Source organism: Ectobacillus sp. OTK (assembly GCF_059698935.1).
This window is the reverse complement of record NZ_AP048547.1, coordinates 3,540,267-3,557,175: the sequence shown is the minus strand read 5'-3', so window position 1 is coordinate 3,557,175 and position 16,909 is coordinate 3,540,267. Positions and strand designations below refer to the sequence as shown.

Sequence of the window (16,909 nt, the reverse complement as noted above, 5' to 3'; positions counted from 1 at the left end):
TTTTTCATACATATTCGCTTTTAATTAAAGCAAACTAACGTTGTATCTTACACACGAGGAGGAGTACAGCATGACAAAGCAATACAAATCGAACCCGGATGATCGAAGCGATAATGTAGAAAAGCTGCAGGAAATGGTACAAAATACGATTCAGAACATGCATGAAGCGGAAGAGGCAATCGAGTTTTCGAATGAAAAGGACCGCGCTGCGATTCAAGCAAAGAACCAACGCCGCTTAGATAGCATCGCTGCGATGCGTGATGAAATCAAGGATGAGTATGCGTACCGTGAAGGGAAAGAGTAAACAGAAAAAAGGCTGACATGATCAGCCTTTTTTTGTAATATTAAAATTCTCGGTAAGCAGACGCCAGTTTTGAGGGAAGGGCAAGCCGATTTTCCAATAGCTAATGCCGCGTATACCTTGTTCTTTAATTAAATTGAATTTTGCCTGCACGGATCTTGCATCTTCAAACCATACTTCGTGCTGTACACCTTGTGCATCCCAGTAAGTAAAGTGAGGTGCCTGTGCGGTGTAATCATAAGCGATGGCTGTATTATACGCTCTGGCTAAGGCAACGGCGGCAATGGAGCTGACTGCTTTCGCCATGTTGCCCGGCCTAAATGGGAGCGGCCAGTCAAAGCCGTATAAATTTTGCCCCATCATAATTTTATTTGCCGGCATTTGTGATTTGGCATATTGGATGACCTGCTTTACTGGACCAATTGGTGACACAGCCTGCGGAGGTCCTCCTTGCCAGCCCCAATCATAAGTCATAATCACTACGAAATCGACAATTTCTCCGTGTGCTTTATAGTCGAGTCCCTCATAATATCGTCCTGTTTGAGCTGAGCTCGTTTTTGGAACAAGTGTTGTACTCAGTGTATAGCCTTGTGGTAAGCGCGCCTTTACATTCCGTAAAAACTGATTATATGCTTCACGATCAGCTCCTGCTACATCCTCGAAATCAAAGTGTACATCCCGCATGCCATATCTCTCTGCTGTTTGCAGGACGTTTGTAATCAGTTTATTCTGGATAGCCGGATCATTGAGCAGCACCCTTGTTAGTTCAGTACTAAATTGCCCGTTTTCTATATTCGACACAACGAGCATGGGGATTACATTATTTGCGCTCACAGCATCTAAAACGGCTGGTATGCTTGTCGGCTCAAGAAGTGTCCCGTCCCGCCTTGCCTCAAAGCTAAAGTATGCTAAGTATGTGAGATACGGGGCCGCGGCTCTTGTGGCCGCCAGTAGACTTTCCCTAATGGGAATAGACGTTGGCTGCAGGTAAGCAATAGACTCGGCATTTCGTTTTGGGCCCCTTGGAATATATAATCGCTGTCCGACTTGCAGCATCGTTTTCGCAGAAATGTTATTTGCGTTTGCCAACGTATTGATCGAAGTGTTATACGTAAGAGCGATTTTATATAAGCTGTCTCCGGGCTGGACATAATACACGTTTCCCGGTGTATTCACGATTAATGCCTGCCCGACAACCAATACCTGCGCAGGGTTTAAACCGTTATCATTTGTAATCGTTTCAACAGTTGTACCGTACCGCTGTGCCAATTTATACAAAGTATCGCCGCGTTGCACCGTTACAATTTGCAGCATACAATCCCCCCTTTGTAAGGAAAAAGATACGTCGCTTCTATTTTATTTTGGCACTGCTTGTATTATGATTAGTATCGTTACCAGAGCATGGAGGGGATATAGCTTGTACATATCAGAAAAACGTATTGAAGTTCGCTATGCAGAGACAGATCAAATGGGAGTTGTGTATCATGCAAATTACGTCATTTGGCTGGAGCTTGGACGTACGCAGCTTATTGAAGACTTAGGCCTTTCCTATGTAGAAATGGAGAAGCAGGGCATTGTTTCTCCTGTATTAGATTTACAGGTTACATATCGAAAAGCAATGCGCTACGGGGAGAAAGCGCTCGTGAAAACGTGGATTGAAGCCTTGAACCCGCTTCGCGTTGTGTATGGCTATGAAGTGTATAATGAAGAAGGAGAGTTGTGCATTACAGCAAACACAACAAATATTTTGGTGAAGCAGGATACATTTCGTCCAGTTTCATTTAAAAAGCTTTACCCAGAATGGTATGAGGTATATGAAAAAGCAAAAAAGCAAAGTGAGTAAGGAAGCTTTTAAAAATAAGAAAAGAAACGTGTTGCCCATATGCAACACGTTTCTTTTCTTACACTTTAAGTATAAATTTCCATCTAGAAGCTAATTCGACGTAGTAGGAAATTTTAAAAATAAAGTATAAATGCAACTACGCCTCTGTCTTCGCCTAGCGGCTCGTCAATCGGCGAGTTTTCTTTATTTTTCGTATTGGAAATTTGGTGCTTCTGCATTTGGCTCATACATAACAGAAAGATTATGGCCATCGAAATACCACTCGTCTTCTTCTTCAATGAAAAAGGTTACGCCATTTTCTGTCGTTTGGGCCGCCGGGTTTACGGGTAAATCCTTGCGAATTCCAAGCGAGAAGCCTTTTTGTACTGTACTGCAGCCTCCGTATTGCACAAAAAATCGAATGGCATCGCCTTGTTGTAGGTGCAGCTCATTCTTATACCAATTGGCCGCATCTTTTGATATAAACATTTCCATATTCCATCCTCCTAAATTTCCCGCTTACTTAATAGTATAGAAAAAAACGCAAAAAGGCGCTATCTTTATGCTTTACAACTCCTTTTTGCGGTATAACGTTTTTTTATACTTCTTTAAGAAAGAGTATAAATTTCTAGCTGGGAAGTCATTCGACGTAGGCAGAAATTTTAGGAATAAAGTATAAGTGCAACTACGCCTCTGTCTTCGCCTAGCAGCTCGCCAATCGGCGAGTTTTCTTTATAATTTTACTTTCGGTTCCGTTTTGTCTAAAATGCGCTTAATGTTGGCTCGATGCCGATAAATAACGAACAAGGCAAGAAATGAGACGCCGAAGATAAACGGTTTATCACCTTCAATGACAGCGGCAATGACAGCAACGACAGCCGTTAGCATGGAGGATAAGGAGACATATTTGGTTGTATACAAAAGCGCCAAAAATACAAGTATCACCACTAGGAAAATAATAGGCTGATAAAATAGAACGACACCTGCTGACGTAGCAACTGCTTTGCCGCCGCGGAAGCCTGCAAAAATCGGATAGACATGCCCGATAACCGCTACTAGGCCGAACCAAAGCGGGTGAATGTCAATACTGAATATAACAGGCAAAGATGCCGCAAGCGTGCCTTTTAAAATGTCGGCAAATGTTACAATAAATCCCGCCTTTTTACCTAGTGTGCGGAACGTATTCGTAGCGCCTAAATTTCCGCTCCCATGCTGTCGTATATCTATGCCGTACCCAAGTTTTCCGACCACCAGGGCAAACGGAATGGAGCCGAGTAAATAGGCGGCTAAAAATAAAATGTATGTAAGCATACGTTTCTTCTCCTTTATAAGGATAATGTTAATAAAAGCAGTAAGAGACCTTTTTTCTTAGTCTATTGTATCATATAACGAAAAAGTTAGAAGTTGTTTTTTTGTAAACCGCTATGCAGAGGTGTTGTACGACAGGTGTCACAATACTGTGAGAATCTATACATTTTTCTGCATCTACATATTGTATAATTTATTCGAAAATAAAACTATATTTTGTGTGGAGTGAGAAAAATGGAAAAATTTTCAATACGAAAAAAGCATGCTTTAGAACAACTGGCAGCTTCGTTTCAACGGATTATTCATTATGAGGAGCAGGATGTATTGCAGGAAAATGCAAATGTAGATGGACGTTCACCAATGGGGATGATGGGTAAATTTTCCTCAGAGGGCGCCAAATTTTATGCATTAGAATATTTACTGACTGAAGAAGTGAAGCAAGCGGTACAGGATAATATGATCCACGTGCATGATTTGGATTTCTATGCGGCAGGAACAACGACATGCTCACAAATCCCGCTTGGCAAGCTTTTAAAGGGAGGATTTTCTACCGGACATGGTCATATGAGGGAACCAAAATGCATTAGCAGCGCAATGGCATTAGCAGCTATCATTTTACAAGCAAATCAAAATATGCAGCATGGCGGACAATCGTTTGCTATGTTTGATAGGGATTTAGCGCCATATGTACGTAAAACGTATGAGCGTCATATAGAACGGCTAGGGAGTTATGCACGATTTGGAGCGGATGAGATACAGCAAATTGCCTGGGAGGAAACAAAACGAGATACATACCAGGCGTGCGAAGCATTCATCCATAATGCAAATAGTATGCACAGCCGAGGAGGAGGGCAAGTTCCGTTTGTGTCTATTAATTACGGGACGGATACATCAAAGGAAGGCAGGATGCTCATCCGTCAGCTGCTTTTAGCAACGCAGACCGGTCTTGGAAACGGTGAAACTCCTATTTTTCCCATTCAAGTGTTCAAGCTGAAGAAGGGGATTAACGTACTTCCATCTGATCGAAACTATGATTTGTATCGACTTGCGCTTGAAACAACCGCAAAGCGGCTATTTCCAAATTTCGCGTTTTTAGACGCACCCTTTAATTTGCAGCACTATGACGGCCGGCCTGAAAGCGAAGCATGCTATATGGGATGTAGAACGCGTGTCATGGCGAATATTCATGGAGAAGAGAATGCAGTGGGAAGAGGAAATTTGTCATTCACATCCATCAATCTTGTGAAACTCGCCCTGCAGAGCACAAGCGTAGAGCAATTTTTTCACATGCTAGAGCAGTACATTTCACTTGTCATTCGCCAATTGCTTGAGAGATTTCACTATCAAGCTCGCAAGAACGCGAGAGACTTTATGTTTTTATATACCCAAGGTGTATGGCGCGGAGGGGAAGAGTTAGAGCTTAATGCTCCCGTTGAAAGTATTATTAGACAGGGAACATTGAGCATTGGATTTATCGGTCTTGCTGAATGTCTTGTGGCTTTGACGGGGAAACACCACGGTGAAAGTGAGGATGCGCTGCGCCTTGGACTGGATATTATCCGTTTTATGAGAAGCAAGGCGGATGAAGCGACGAAGCAGCATCAGCTCAATTTCTCCTTGCTTGCAACGCCCGCAGAAGGATTGTCAGGTAAATTTACGAAGCGGGACCGAAAGGAGTTTGGCGTAATTACCGGTGTTACAGATAGGGACTATTACACAAATTCGTTTCATGTTCCCGTATATTACCCAATCAGAGTGATAGATAAAATTCGGATTGAAGGGCTGTTTCATGAGCTTTGCAACGGCGGCCATATTACGTATATTGAACTAGACGGGGCAGCTGTTCATAATGTGGAAGCACTCCGCCAAATCGTCATGGCTATGCTGCAGCATCATATCGGATACGGCTCGATTAATCACCCGATTGATCAATGTAAACGCTGCGGTTACCACGGTATGATTGAAACCGCGTGTCCATCTTGCGGAAATGACGAGGAATCGCAAGTGGAACGAATCCGGCGCATTACCGGCTATCTTGTCGGAGATATGACGAAGTGGAACGGAGCCAAACGAAGTGAAGAGCAGGAGCGGGTGAAGCATACATGAAGGTTATGAATATTTTACATGATAGTGTTGTCGATGGAGAGGGGCTGCGTACGGTTATTTTCTTTGCAGGTTGTCCGCATCGGTGCTGCGGATGCCATAATCCGAAGTCGTGGAGAATGGAAAATGGAACGAATATGACAAAAGAGCAAATCTTGCAGGAAATTGTAAGCAATCCGCTAACAGGGGTAACTTTTTCTGGCGGAGAACCTTTGTATCAAGCTGCTGAAGTCAAGGAGCTGGCAAAGGAAATCAAAGCACATGGGAAAAATTTATGGGTCTATACCGGTTATACGCTTGAGGAGATACATAATTCTAAAAATGATGATATGATAGAAATGTTGCAGCATGTGGATGTATTGGTGGATGGGAGGTTCGATATGACAAAGCGTGATGTTACACTTCCTTTTAGGGGGAGCAGCAATCAGCGCATCATTCGACTGAAGGAGGGGAGATGGCCGGATGACAACGGGCAAAACAGTGCTAATTGTCGAGGATGAACAACGGCTGCGGGAGGTTATCTCCGATTATTTTATAAATGAAGGCTTTGAAGTGGTTGGGGCGGAGGATGGAAAGCAAGCTCTAGCCCTGTTTGAACAGCGTACAATTCATCTAATTGTCTTAGATATTATGCTTCCTGAAATTGATGGTTGGTCTGTTTGCAGGCAGATTCGGAAGAAGTCAAGCGTTCCAGTGATTATGCTGACGGCTCGTTCGGATGAGGATGATACGCTGCTTGGCTTTGAGCTTGGGGCAGATGAATATGTCACTAAGCCCTTTAGCCCAAAGGTGTTAGTAGCTAGAGCGAAGACGCTGCTTAAGCGTGCGGAAGGGAAAGTTGCACATTCGGCGGAACACACGCTATCCGTCAGCGGGATCACATTGAACCGTTTATCTAGAATGGTATTCGTAGATGGGCAGGAAGTAAATTTAACACATAAAGAGTTTGAATTGCTTATGTACTTAATGGAAAATAGCGGGATTGTACTGTCGCGTCAGCATTTGCTTGATCAATTATGGGGGTATGATTACTACGGTGATGACCGTACCGTTGACACCCATATTAAAAAATTACGGAATAAGCTTGGACCACGGGCGACGCATATTAGTACAGTCATTCGTGTCGGATATAAGTTTGAGGAATAATCCTTTATTTACAGCTATAAGACATGCAGCCGCACTGTAAAGGAAAAAGTAATTGATGGCAGGATTTATGTGCGATTTTGCGGAATTTTGGTTAAAATGGAAGAGAGAAAGTCATTTTCATGTATTTCACTAAATTTTCACCAAATTTTTGTATCATACAAGCAATGATAAACTAGAGGGGAGATAGACTATGGGCTACTATGATCAAACTGAGATGACTACAAGATTCGAAGAAAAGCCGCCGCGCCGCAGCAGGAAAGGCTATTTTTTCTCCGGCTTTGTTGGGGCGGTTATCGGAGCTGCGGCTGTGACTGCTTCGATATCCTATATACCGGCGCTTCAAAATAAAGAAGGACAGGCTTCCGTTGTTCAACAGGTGCAGCAAAGCGAAGGGACGGCTGTTCCAGTTGTGCAGAACATGAAGGAAACGGATCTTGCCGGTATGATTCAGGGGGCAAAGGAGGCTGTGGTCGGGGTTATTAATTATCAAACAACGGATGTGCTTGATGCACAGGATTCCGAGGCTGGCTCCGGCTCAGGTGTAGTTTATAAAAAGGTAGGAAATAAAGCTCTTGTCATTACAAATAATCATGTAGTAGAAGGGGCAAAGCGTCTTGAGGTGAAGCTTGCGAATGGTGAAAAAATTGCAGCTAAGCTTGTTGGGGCAGATCGCTGGCTTGATTTAGCCGTTGTTGAAATTGATGGAACGAACATCAAAACGGTTGCAACCCTTGGTGATTCTGACAAGGTGCGTGTCGGTGAGCAGGCGATTGCCATCGGGAATCCGATTGGTTTAGACGGAACAGTTACAGAAGGTATTATCAGCAGCAAGAATCGTGAAATACCGGTAGATATTGATCAAGATGGCAGTGCGGATTGGCAGGCGCAAGTATTGCAAACGGATGCCTCTATTAACCCTGGTAACAGCGGCGGTGCGCTGTTTAATGAGAACGGTGAAGTAATTGGTATTAATTCCAGCAAAATTGCACAGGAAGCTGTGGAAGGAATCGGCTTTGCGATCCCGATTAATGTAGCAAAACCAATTGTCGAATCACTCGAAAAGTATGGAGAGGTGCAGCGTCCGTTTCTTGGCGTACAGCTTCGTTCTCTGGATGAACTGTCAACGTCCGCAAGCAGACAGTTAAACCTTCCGGAGGAAGTGGCGAGCGGAGTAATTATTTTGCAAACAACCGCAAATTCTCCTGCGGCAAAGGCAGGCTTGCAGCAGTATGATGTGGTCGTAGCGCTCGATGGCCAAGAAGTGAAAGACTCTGTACAGTTCCGAAAGTATCTGTATGAAAAGAAAAAAATTGGAGATGAAATGAAGGTATCTTTCTATCGCGACGGGCAAAAGCAGGAGAAAACAATTAAGCTTGACGCAAATGCCAACTAAGAGAACCGACTGTTTCTATTGAAACGCTCCTTTCTCTTTTTGTATAATTTTGGAAAAGGAGAGGTTATGATGACAATTCAAAATCCAACACGTACTGAAATCGGCGAACTGTTAAAGAAAAGTAAAACAATTGCGGTAGTAGGATTATCCGATAACCCGGAGCGAACGTCTTATATGGTTTCAAAGGCAATGCAGGATGCTGGCTATGATATTATTCCAGTAAACCCGAATGCAGAGTATATACTTGGAAAAAAAGCTGTAAAATCGTTAACGGATATTGAGGGCCATGTTGATATTGTCAATGTATTCCGACGCTCTGAGCATTTAATGGATGTAGCAAAGGAATTTGTTCAAATTGATGCGGATATTTATTGGGCGCAGCTAGGATTAGAGGATGAGGAGACGTATGCATTTTTAAAGGAACAGGGCTATACGGTCATTATGAACCGCTGCATTAAGGTGGAGCATGCGCTAACGAGATAGAATGTTCACAAAGAAGCCAATTGCGAGGCTTCTTTTCTATTTGTATACTTATGGAATAGCATGAGAAGTGATTGAGGTACACGCATGAAGTTTTTTAAAGGCTGTTTATGGGGGCTTTTGCTTGTGATTCCATTTTGGATCATTGTTATTTGGTTGTTGATGAAGGTATTCTCATAGTCATGTATTGACAGGTTATTATTTTTTTGAAATAGTAACTTACAGGAATCCTTGTGAGAAACAAGGATTTTTCCTTTATATCTTGTATATTTTATAAAGGATGTCTATACTTGCCAACATAGGGAGAAACACGGTATGCTATAAAAGAAACGTATGTTCTTATCGGAAGATAGAAAGGAGTTTGGGGATTTGACACAGCATCAGTTTCAATATAACGAGGATGCAATTCAAGTGCTTGAAGGTCTAGAAGCCGTACGAAAACGGCCCGGTATGTATATCGGAAGCACGGACAGCCGCGGATTGCATCATTTAGTATACGAGATTGTAGATAATTCTGTAGATGAAGCGCTGGCAGGATTTGGCAGCGAAATCACGGTTATGATACATAAGGATAACAGCGTTAGTGTGGAGGATAAAGGGCGCGGTATGCCTACAGGTATGCATAAACTCGGGAAGCCGACGCCGGAGGTTATTCTTACGGTGCTTCATGCCGGCGGTAAGTTTGGACAGGGAGGCTATAAGACGAGCGGCGGTTTGCATGGTGTAGGGGCATCAGTTGTAAATGCGCTATCGGAATGGCTTGTTGTGACTATTAAGCGTGACGGGTTTGTGTATCAACAGCGTTTTGAGCATGGAGGAACTCCGGTAACAACGCTTGAAAAAATAGGGGTAACGAAGCAAACGGGAACCAAAATTCATTTTAAACCGGATGCGACTATTTTTAGTACGACTAACTTTCAATATGAGACGTTATGTGAACGCCTTAGAGAATCTGCCTTTTTATTAAAGGGTATGAAAATTGTTTTAAAGGATGAACGCAACGATTTAGAGGATGTGTTTCATTACGAAACAGGGATTGAGGCGTTTGTGTCCTACTTGAACGAAGAGCGGGATGTGCTTCATAAGGTTGTATTCTTTGAAGGGGAGCAGGGAGGCATCGAGGCGGAGCTGGCATTTCAGTTTAACGATGGCTATTCCGAAAACATCCTATCGTTTGTAAATAACGTCCGTACAAAGGACGGCGGTACGCATGAGGCGGGCTTTAAAACGGCAATGACGCGCGTATTCAATGAATATGCACGGAAGGTTGGAGCGCTAAAGGAAAAGGACAAAAATTTGGATGGGGCAGACATTCGCGAGGGCTTGTCTGCAATCGTATCTGTCCGTATTCCAGAGGAACTGCTTCAGTTTGAAGGGCAGACAAAAGGGAAGCTGGGTACGAGCGAGGCGCGTTCTGCGATCGATTCAATCGTATCGGAGCATCTTGCTTACTTTTTACAGGAAAATCCGGATATTGGCGGATTGCTTGTGAAAAAAGCAATTAAAGCGTTTCAGGCGCGTGAAGCTGCTCGAAAGGCGCGGGAGGAAGCGCGAAGCGGGAAAAAGAAAAAGCGTTCGGAAGCATCCTTAAGCGGGAAGCTGACACCGGCGCAATCACGTAATCCGCAAAAGAACGAGCTGTACCTTGTAGAGGGAGATTCTGCCGGAGGTTCGGCAAAGCAAGGCCGTGATCGACGCTTTCAGGCTGTACTGCCGCTGCGGGGAAAGGTCATTAACACAGAAAAAGCAAAGCTATCTGACATTTTTAAAAATGAAGAGATCAATACGATTATTCACGCCATTGGCGGAGGGGTTGGTCCGGATTTTTCCGTTGAGGATATCAACTATGACAAGGTTGTTATTATGACGGATGCTGACACGGACGGTGCTCATATCCAAGTGCTGCTGCTGACATTTTTCTATCGCTATATGAAGCAGCTCATTGAAGAGGGAAAGGTCTTTATTGCGCTCCCGCCGCTTTATAAAGTGAGCAAAGGAACCGGTAAAAAGGAAATGATTGAATACGCCTGGTCAGATGAAGAGCTAAAAACCATTACGAAGCGCTTTGGCAAAGGCTACACGATTCAGAGATATAAAGGTCTTGGAGAAATGAATGCAGATCAGCTTTGGGATACAACGATGAATCCAGAAACAAGAACGCTCATTCGTGTCAAGATCGATGATGCAGCCCGTGCCGAACGCCGCGTGACAACACTCATGGGTGATAAGGTAGAGCCGCGCCGAAAGTGGATTGAGAGAAATGTGCAGTTCGGATTGCAGGAAGAAGGAAATATTTTGGAAAATGAGATGATTTCGGAGGTGGAGCAGAATGCAGGCGGAGAAATTTCATGATCTTCCGTTAGAGGATGTTCTGGGCGACCGCTTCGCCCGCTATAGTAAGTATATTATCCAAGATCGGGCATTGCCGGATGCGCGCGACGGCTTAAAGCCCGTGCAGCGCCGCATTTTATACTCGATGTATGTGGAGGGAAACGTGCAGGATAAACCGTTTCGAAAGTCGGCAAAAACAGTCGGTAATGTAATCGGTAACTACCATCCGCACGGAGATTCTTCCGTTTATGAAGCAATGGTGCGCCTCAGCCAGGATTGGAAGGTACGCAATGTGCTTGTTGAGATGCATGGCAACAACGGAAGCATTGACGGCGACCCAGCCGCAGCCATGCGTTATACAGAGGCGCGTTTATCGGCAATCGCGTTTGAGCTCTTGCGTGATATTGATAAGCAGACGGTGGAGTTTGTCCCAAACTTTGATGATACGAGCGAAGAGCCTGTCGTCTTGCCTGCCATGTTCCCGAGTCTCCTTGTCAACGGCTCCACAGGGATTTCCGCAGGATATGCGACTGAGATTCCTCCCCATCATCTTGGAGAAGTAATCGATGCTGTTATAATGCGTATGGACAATCCGGTTTGTACGGTCGATGACCTGCTAACCGTTATGAAAGGACCGGATTTTCCGACCGGGGGCATTATTCAAGGCTTGGAAGGGATTAAAAAGGCGTATGAGACAGGCCGTGGGAAAATCATTATTAGAGGTAAAGCTGCTATTGAGCATATGCGCAGCGGAAAGCAGCAAATTGTTGTAACGGAAATTCCTTATGAGGTGAATAAGGCAAATCTTGTAAAGAAAATTGATGATTTGCGTATAGAGAAGAAGCTGGACGGGATTTCAGAGGTACGTGATGAAACAGATCGTACCGGCCTTCGCATTGTCATTGAGCTGAAGAAGGACGCGAACGCCGAGGGGATTTTAAATTATCTGTACAAAAACACCGAGCTGCAAATTCCATATAATTTTAATATGGTTGCGATTCATAATCGTCGTCCGAAGCTGCTCAGCCTGCCGCAAATATTAGATGCGTATATTGCGCATCAAAAAGAGGTTATCACAAACCGTTCCCAATATGACTTGCGAAAAGCGCAGGATCGTCAGCATATTGTGGAGGGCTTGATGAAGGCACTTTCCATTCTAGATGAAGTAATCGCAGCAATCCGTGCGTCAAAGGACAAGCGGGATGCGAAGGATAATTTAATAGCAAAATTTACGTTTACAGAAGCACAGGCGGAGGCAATTGTTTCGTTGCAGCTCTATCGTTTAACAAATACAGACATTACAGCGCTGCAAAAAGAGGCAGAAGAGCTTAATGAAAAAATTAAAGAGCTTCTTCTTATTTTGAATAGTGAAAAAAAGCTTCTTCAAGTCATTAAAACAGATTTAAAGCGCGTGAAGAAAACATATGCGGATGAACGACGCACGATGATTGAAGATGAAATTGAAGAAATCAAAATCGATATGGAAGTAATGATTCCGCAGGAGGATGTCATCGTTACAATTACAAAAGAAGGCTATCTGAAGCGAACAAGCTGGCGTTCCTATAACGCTTCCAATGGAAAAGATTTTGGTATGAAGGAAGGGGATCGCCTGCTTGCCCGTTTAGATGTGAACACGACGGATACCGTTCTTCTGTTTACCAATAAGGGGAATTATCTATACTTGCCTGTATATGAAATGCCAGATATACGCTGGAAGGACTTAGGCCAGCACGTTGCGAACATTGTCTCCCTTGAAAAAGATGAGATTATGATAGCTGCGGTTACGGTGCGGAACTTTGAGGAAGACGATCGCTTTTTGTTATTTGTGACCAAAAAAGGAATGGTGAAGAAAACAGAACTCAAGCAGTATAAGGTACAGCGTTATTCTAAAGCGCTCGTTGCGGTTAATGTAAAAAGCGATGATGAAGTGACGGATGTATTGCTTACGGATGGAAAGCAGGAGCTTGTACTTATTACGCACGGTGCGTATGCCTTGCGTTTTCATGAGGAAGAAGCGAGTCCTGTCGGCGTCCGCGCTGCTGGTGTAAAAGGGATAAGTGTAAAGGAAGACGACTATGTGGTGCGCGGCTTTGCCTTGCATTCGGAAGCAGAGACACTTATTCTTGTTACGCAGCGCGGCGGCGTGAAGAAAATGAAGGTGTCCGAAATTGAGCCATCGTCTCGAGCGAAGCGTGGACATTTAATTTTCAAAGAGCTAAAGGCAAATCCTTACCGGATTGTCGGAGCGGAGATAGCAGATGATGCTTACAGGATTTTCGTGAAGCTAGAAAGACAGGCAGCAGAAGAGCTTGATGTACAATCTTTAAAAGAAAAGGACCGTTATAGCAATGGTACACTCGTTATTGATGTAAACGAATCCGGAGCCGTTACGGAAGTTTGGAAGGAAGCTAAACAAGAAGGCTGAAGAAACCCCCATCCGAAGTGATTCGGATGAGGGTTTCTTTTTAGTTCTACGAGATGCTTCCCAACAGGAGTTGAACCAGCAAAGCTAATCAAGTTTGAATGAGGATATTAGTTAACTCCTTTACTTGGGGTAGCATTATTTTAGTTTATAATCGCTTCTTTTCTTATAATTGAACTTACCACCCCCCATGTATTGCCACATACACTTCGGACATATGGAGTACTGTTTGCTGCCTGTAGGGAAGAATTAATAAGAGTATAGGTAAGAAGTAAACTAGAACCCTTTAGACATAATAAACAGGCTTCGGGAGAGGAAGCCTGTTTGTTTAGGGTTATGTGTGAGATAACAATGTCTCACATCTCTAGTATACATGGAATCAAGTAAACTAGATGTTTTTTATCTTTAATAATTGTTTGGTTTAGTGAGCTAAGCTGAACAATGCTTTAATATGTGATAAGTAACGAACGTTGCTTGCTTCCTTCATCAGAGTTGCTGGCAGCCCTTTAAGCTGAGTGGAGTTTGCTCCAATTGTAGCAACAGCATCCTTACGGCCTAAGCTTGCAAGTGTCCCTGAGTTAACCGGACTGAACGCTTCAAATGATTTGTTTTCTAGGTAGGCAAATAAGTTGTAGCCGATTAGCTCTCCCATTTGCCAAGCAATCTGTGCAGTAGGTGGGTATGGGCGACCATCTTCAGCGAATACAACGGCACAGTCACCTGCAACAAACACATCTGGGTGAGAAGTAGATTGTAAATAATTATTCACAGTTGCACGTCCACGATTGACTTCAAGACCAGATTCACCCACTAGAGGGTTACCTTGTACTCCACCTGTCCAAACGAATGTATTGGTGACAATCCGCTGACCATCTTTTAAGCTAACGATATTTCCCTCAACGTTAGTAACAGGAAGACCCATTAGGAATTGAACGCCGCGCGCTTTTAAACTAGCTGTTGCACGCTCAATTAACGAATCAGGCAGGACTGGCAGGATCTTTGGACCTGCTTCTACGAGTAATAGCTTCACTTCTTTAGGATCTACTCCATAGCCTTTAGCAAGCTTAGGCATCTTATCAGCAATTTCACCAACTAGCTCAACGCCGGTTAATCCACCGCCGCCGATTAAAATGGTAGCGTCAGCTTCATTTTTGGTCCTTGCATATTCGCGAATGCGATCTTCAATATGCTGATAAACTTTGTTAGCATCCTCTACGGATTTTAACACCAAGCTATGTTTTTCCAATCCTGGAATACCGAAATAAGCGGTTTTGCTTCCCAAACCGACAACGAGAGCATCGTATGTTAAAGTGGAACCATCGGAAAGTTTCACTTCTTTGTTATCTACTGAGAAGGAATCAACTTTTGCGATCTTAAGGTCAATATCCTTTCCTTTGAAAAGTTTCTCCAGTGGAATCGATACAGCTGGCTCAGTAATGCTTCCTGCTGCAAGACGGTGCAACTCTGTGATGATTTGGTGTGTCGGGTACTGGTTAATTACAGTAACTTGTACATCAACCTTGCTTACATATTTACGAACGTTTAAAGCCGCTAGAAGCCCGCCATAACCGGCTCCTAAGATAACGATATGTTTTGACATAGTTTATTCTCCGTCCTTATTGATTGAAATGTAAAAAAACTATTGGTTGCTATTGCGTTCTTTACTAATTTGAAGATAAGCGTTTACGAAACGGAAAAGCTTCTGCACTTGCGGGTCTTTTAGCATCTTTAACAAACCAAACAGACCGATTATTTCATTGCTTTCCTCAGCGCGGTCTTTCGCTTCAATGGCAGTAGCTGCAACGCTTTTTACAGAATGTATTACAGGACCCATAATTTCTTGAACTGCTCCAATAGTATCGCTCTTTAATACTTCATCAGTAGCAACTGATTGAGCAAATTCATAAGACTTAGTTAATATACTTACAAGTTCAGTCAATTTTGGCAACTGTTCTATTAAGACAGTCAGAGATTGCTGAACCTCTGGGTTTAACAGTTGATCCAGTACATCAAATTGTTCTAGGCTAGCAGATAAGTTTAGTAATTCTTGTTCTGCTTTTGTTTGAGTCATTGTTCCTGACATATCCAATTCTCCTTTGTAAAAAATCGCTTACATTTATTGATGAAGTAATACCTATTTCTTGTGAAATTTCAGAAGCACTTAAGAGTTTTGGGTAAACTTTGGTGTATTAGAAAATTCACAAGTATACAAAATAAACCTTAAGACAAATTGTTTTTAGACTTTAATTAAAGATCCGCAATATTGTTTTGTTGTCAACTTGTCTACTAAGTAACCTTACAATTTTAGTATAGCACCGATCGTTGAAATAAATCTACTCTTAAATGTATCGATATCATTGAATTTTTAATACAATTCATTTTATAAATATGTGCTTCCTATAAGTTGGACTAGAAGAATTTCAAATATTTGTACTTATAAGGTCTAAGTAATTTGATTTCTTCTGTTCATTCATTTGTTAGTGGGTGTGGTCTGTGAGATCAGCCAATAATTTTGAGGTGTAATAAAAAAGCGTCCTAAGGTCAGAAGGAATCTTTGTACGCTTTAGTCCATAACTAGCAAGTATAGAAGGGCAATCTAGATGAGTATTTTTGGAGGCACAAATTTAAATACGAGACGAGGGCGGCTTTTCGGGAAAGGTATACATATGTGTGTTCTAGTAAATTGCCGATATTCCACTCTCTATATAGAGGCCTAAAAATCATGATAAGAAATATGCTAATACTTGATTGAAGAAATTATTTCTGATGAAGAGTTACATTCGATATATGTCATGCCCAAATCCTTTGGGAAATCGTATAGTACCGCCACTTGTATCTGCAGCGGTAAGGCACCCATAAAAACAGGAGTAGTCCATTCTCAGAAATATGGCTGAGACCTCCGAAACGGAGGTCTCTTTGCTTATTTCGCAGCTTTTGCAGCTTCAAGTGCTGCCTCGTAGTTTGGATGATTTGTTACTTCGCTTACATATTCTACATATGTTACTTGGTCTTCGCTGTTAATTACGAACACAGCGCGAGTTAATAAACGTAGCTCTTCAATCGCAACGCCGTATGCTTGCCCGAAGGAAAGATCGCGGTGGTCAGAAAGCGTTACCGCATTCTCAAGACCTTCTGTTGCACAATAACGATTTTGGGCAAATGGAAGATCCACGCTAATCGTTAATACCTTCACATTTTCAAGACCTGCAGCTTCTTCGTTAAATTTACGTGTCTGCGCAGCGCATACCCCTGTATCTACAGAAGGAACTACGCTAATTAATTTCACTGCACCTTTATAAGTATCTAATGTTACAGGAGATAAATCATTAGCTAATACCGTGAAATTCGGTGCTTGCTCTCCTACCTTTACTTCATTGCCAAGCAATGTAACAGGATTTCCCATAAATGTAACATTTGTCATTACAATTCCTCCTTTTTCCTACAAGAAATGATGTACAGTGCCAATAATAGTGGGAACAGAAACAGAATGCAATAAAAATATTTTTATTTTTCGAAATATATCGACAATGCTCCTGCATCCAAAGTACTCCTCAACAGCCCAAAAGTCGGGGGTGTTTTTGTTTCCATAGCATAGAAAAATCA

The 16,909-nt window shown here is 42.8% G+C and carries 15 protein-coding genes; 9 read left to right on the top strand and 6 right to left on the bottom strand.

All coding sequences use genetic code 11. The features are described 5' to 3' along the window. The first annotated feature begins 70 nt into the window (after positions 1 to 70). Positions 71 to 304 (top strand): small acid-soluble spore protein Tlp, encoded by a 234-nt coding sequence (gene tlp / locus AC6HZ4_RS17595; RefSeq protein WP_497490966.1) that lies wholly within the window; start codon positions 71 to 73, stop codon positions 302 to 304. A gap of 21 nt (positions 305 to 325) precedes the next feature. Here tlp and AC6HZ4_RS17590 read toward each other — a convergent pair whose 3' ends face one another. Further along, positions 326 to 1,615, bottom strand: a complete 1,290-nt coding sequence (locus AC6HZ4_RS17590; RefSeq protein ID WP_497490965.1) for a glycoside hydrolase family 18 protein — start codon at positions 1,613 to 1,615, stop codon at positions 326 to 328. A gap of 64 nt (positions 1,616 to 1,679) precedes the next feature. Between AC6HZ4_RS17590 and AC6HZ4_RS17585 the strand changes: the two genes are divergently transcribed. Continuing rightward, the gene (locus AC6HZ4_RS17585; protein ID WP_497490964.1) at positions 1,680 to 2,144 is read left to right on the top strand and encodes an acyl-CoA thioesterase; all 465 of its coding nucleotides are present in this window, start codon (positions 1,680 to 1,682) and stop codon (positions 2,142 to 2,144) included. Positions 2,145 to 2,327: 183 nt separating this feature from the next. On the opposite strand, the gene AC6HZ4_RS17580 is transcribed toward AC6HZ4_RS17585, so the two are convergent. Both AC6HZ4_RS17580 and plsY read right to left on the bottom strand, forming a co-directional pair. Further along, positions 2,328 to 2,618: a HesB/YadR/YfhF family protein gene (locus tag AC6HZ4_RS17580; RefSeq protein ID WP_497490962.1), complete on the bottom strand. Its 291-nt coding sequence runs from the start codon at positions 2,616 to 2,618 to the stop codon at positions 2,328 to 2,330. 237 nt (positions 2,619 to 2,855) lie between these two features. Further along, complete coding sequence (gene plsY / locus AC6HZ4_RS17575; RefSeq protein ID WP_497490961.1) at positions 2,856 to 3,434, bottom strand: glycerol-3-phosphate 1-O-acyltransferase PlsY; 579 nt, start codon at positions 3,432 to 3,434, stop codon at positions 2,856 to 2,858. Positions 3,435 to 3,665: 231 nt separating this feature from the next. Between plsY and AC6HZ4_RS17570 the strand changes: the two genes are divergently transcribed. From AC6HZ4_RS17570 to parC, 7 genes are all read left to right on the top strand, one after another. Continuing rightward, complete coding sequence (locus tag AC6HZ4_RS17570) at positions 3,666 to 5,537, top strand: anaerobic ribonucleoside triphosphate reductase (protein ID WP_497490960.1); 1,872 nt, start codon at positions 3,666 to 3,668, stop codon at positions 5,535 to 5,537. Further along, positions 5,534 to 6,034 (top strand): anaerobic ribonucleoside-triphosphate reductase activating protein, encoded by a 501-nt coding sequence (nrdG, locus tag AC6HZ4_RS17565; RefSeq protein WP_497490958.1) that lies wholly within the window; start codon positions 5,534 to 5,536, stop codon positions 6,032 to 6,034. The genes AC6HZ4_RS17570 and nrdG overlap by 4 nt, the downstream gene beginning before the upstream one ends. Then, entirely contained in the window at positions 5,997 to 6,680 is a 684-nt protein-coding gene (locus AC6HZ4_RS17560) for a response regulator transcription factor (RefSeq protein ID WP_497490956.1), read from the top strand. Before nrdG ends, AC6HZ4_RS17560 begins: the two co-directional genes overlap by 38 nt. 190 nt (positions 6,681 to 6,870) lie before the next feature. Continuing rightward, positions 6,871 to 8,073, top strand: coding sequence for a S1C family serine protease (locus tag AC6HZ4_RS17555; RefSeq protein WP_497490954.1), 1,203 nt, complete (start codon positions 6,871 to 6,873; stop codon positions 8,071 to 8,073). A gap of 69 nt (positions 8,074 to 8,142) precedes the next feature. After that, positions 8,143 to 8,556, top strand: coding sequence for a CoA-binding protein (locus tag AC6HZ4_RS17550; RefSeq protein WP_497495755.1), 414 nt, complete (start codon positions 8,143 to 8,145; stop codon positions 8,554 to 8,556). Between the two features lie 366 nt (positions 8,557 to 8,922). After that, positions 8,923 to 10,905, top strand: a complete 1,983-nt coding sequence (parE, locus tag AC6HZ4_RS17545) for a DNA topoisomerase IV subunit B (RefSeq protein ID WP_497490953.1) — start codon at positions 8,923 to 8,925, stop codon at positions 10,903 to 10,905. Next, entirely contained in the window at positions 10,883 to 13,309 is a 2,427-nt protein-coding gene (parC, locus tag AC6HZ4_RS17540; RefSeq protein ID WP_497490951.1) for a DNA topoisomerase IV subunit A, read from the top strand. The genes parE and parC overlap by 23 nt, the downstream gene beginning before the upstream one ends. 418 nt (positions 13,310 to 13,727) lie before the next feature. Here parC and AC6HZ4_RS17535 read toward each other — a convergent pair whose 3' ends face one another. From AC6HZ4_RS17535 to tpx, 3 genes are all read right to left on the bottom strand, one after another. Then, complete coding sequence (locus AC6HZ4_RS17535) at positions 13,728 to 14,906, bottom strand: NAD(P)/FAD-dependent oxidoreductase (protein ID WP_497490950.1); 1,179 nt, start codon at positions 14,904 to 14,906, stop codon at positions 13,728 to 13,730. Positions 14,907 to 14,945: 39 nt separating this feature from the next. After that, a complete protein-coding gene (locus AC6HZ4_RS17530; RefSeq protein ID WP_497490949.1) occupies positions 14,946 to 15,389 on the bottom strand; it encodes a helical membrane plugin domain-containing protein in 444 nt (147 codons plus the stop codon). Between the two features lie 837 nt (positions 15,390 to 16,226). Beyond that, a complete protein-coding gene (tpx, locus tag AC6HZ4_RS17525) occupies positions 16,227 to 16,727 on the bottom strand; it encodes a thiol peroxidase (RefSeq protein WP_497490947.1) in 501 nt (166 codons plus the stop codon). Positions 16,728 to 16,909: the final 182 nt, after the last annotated feature.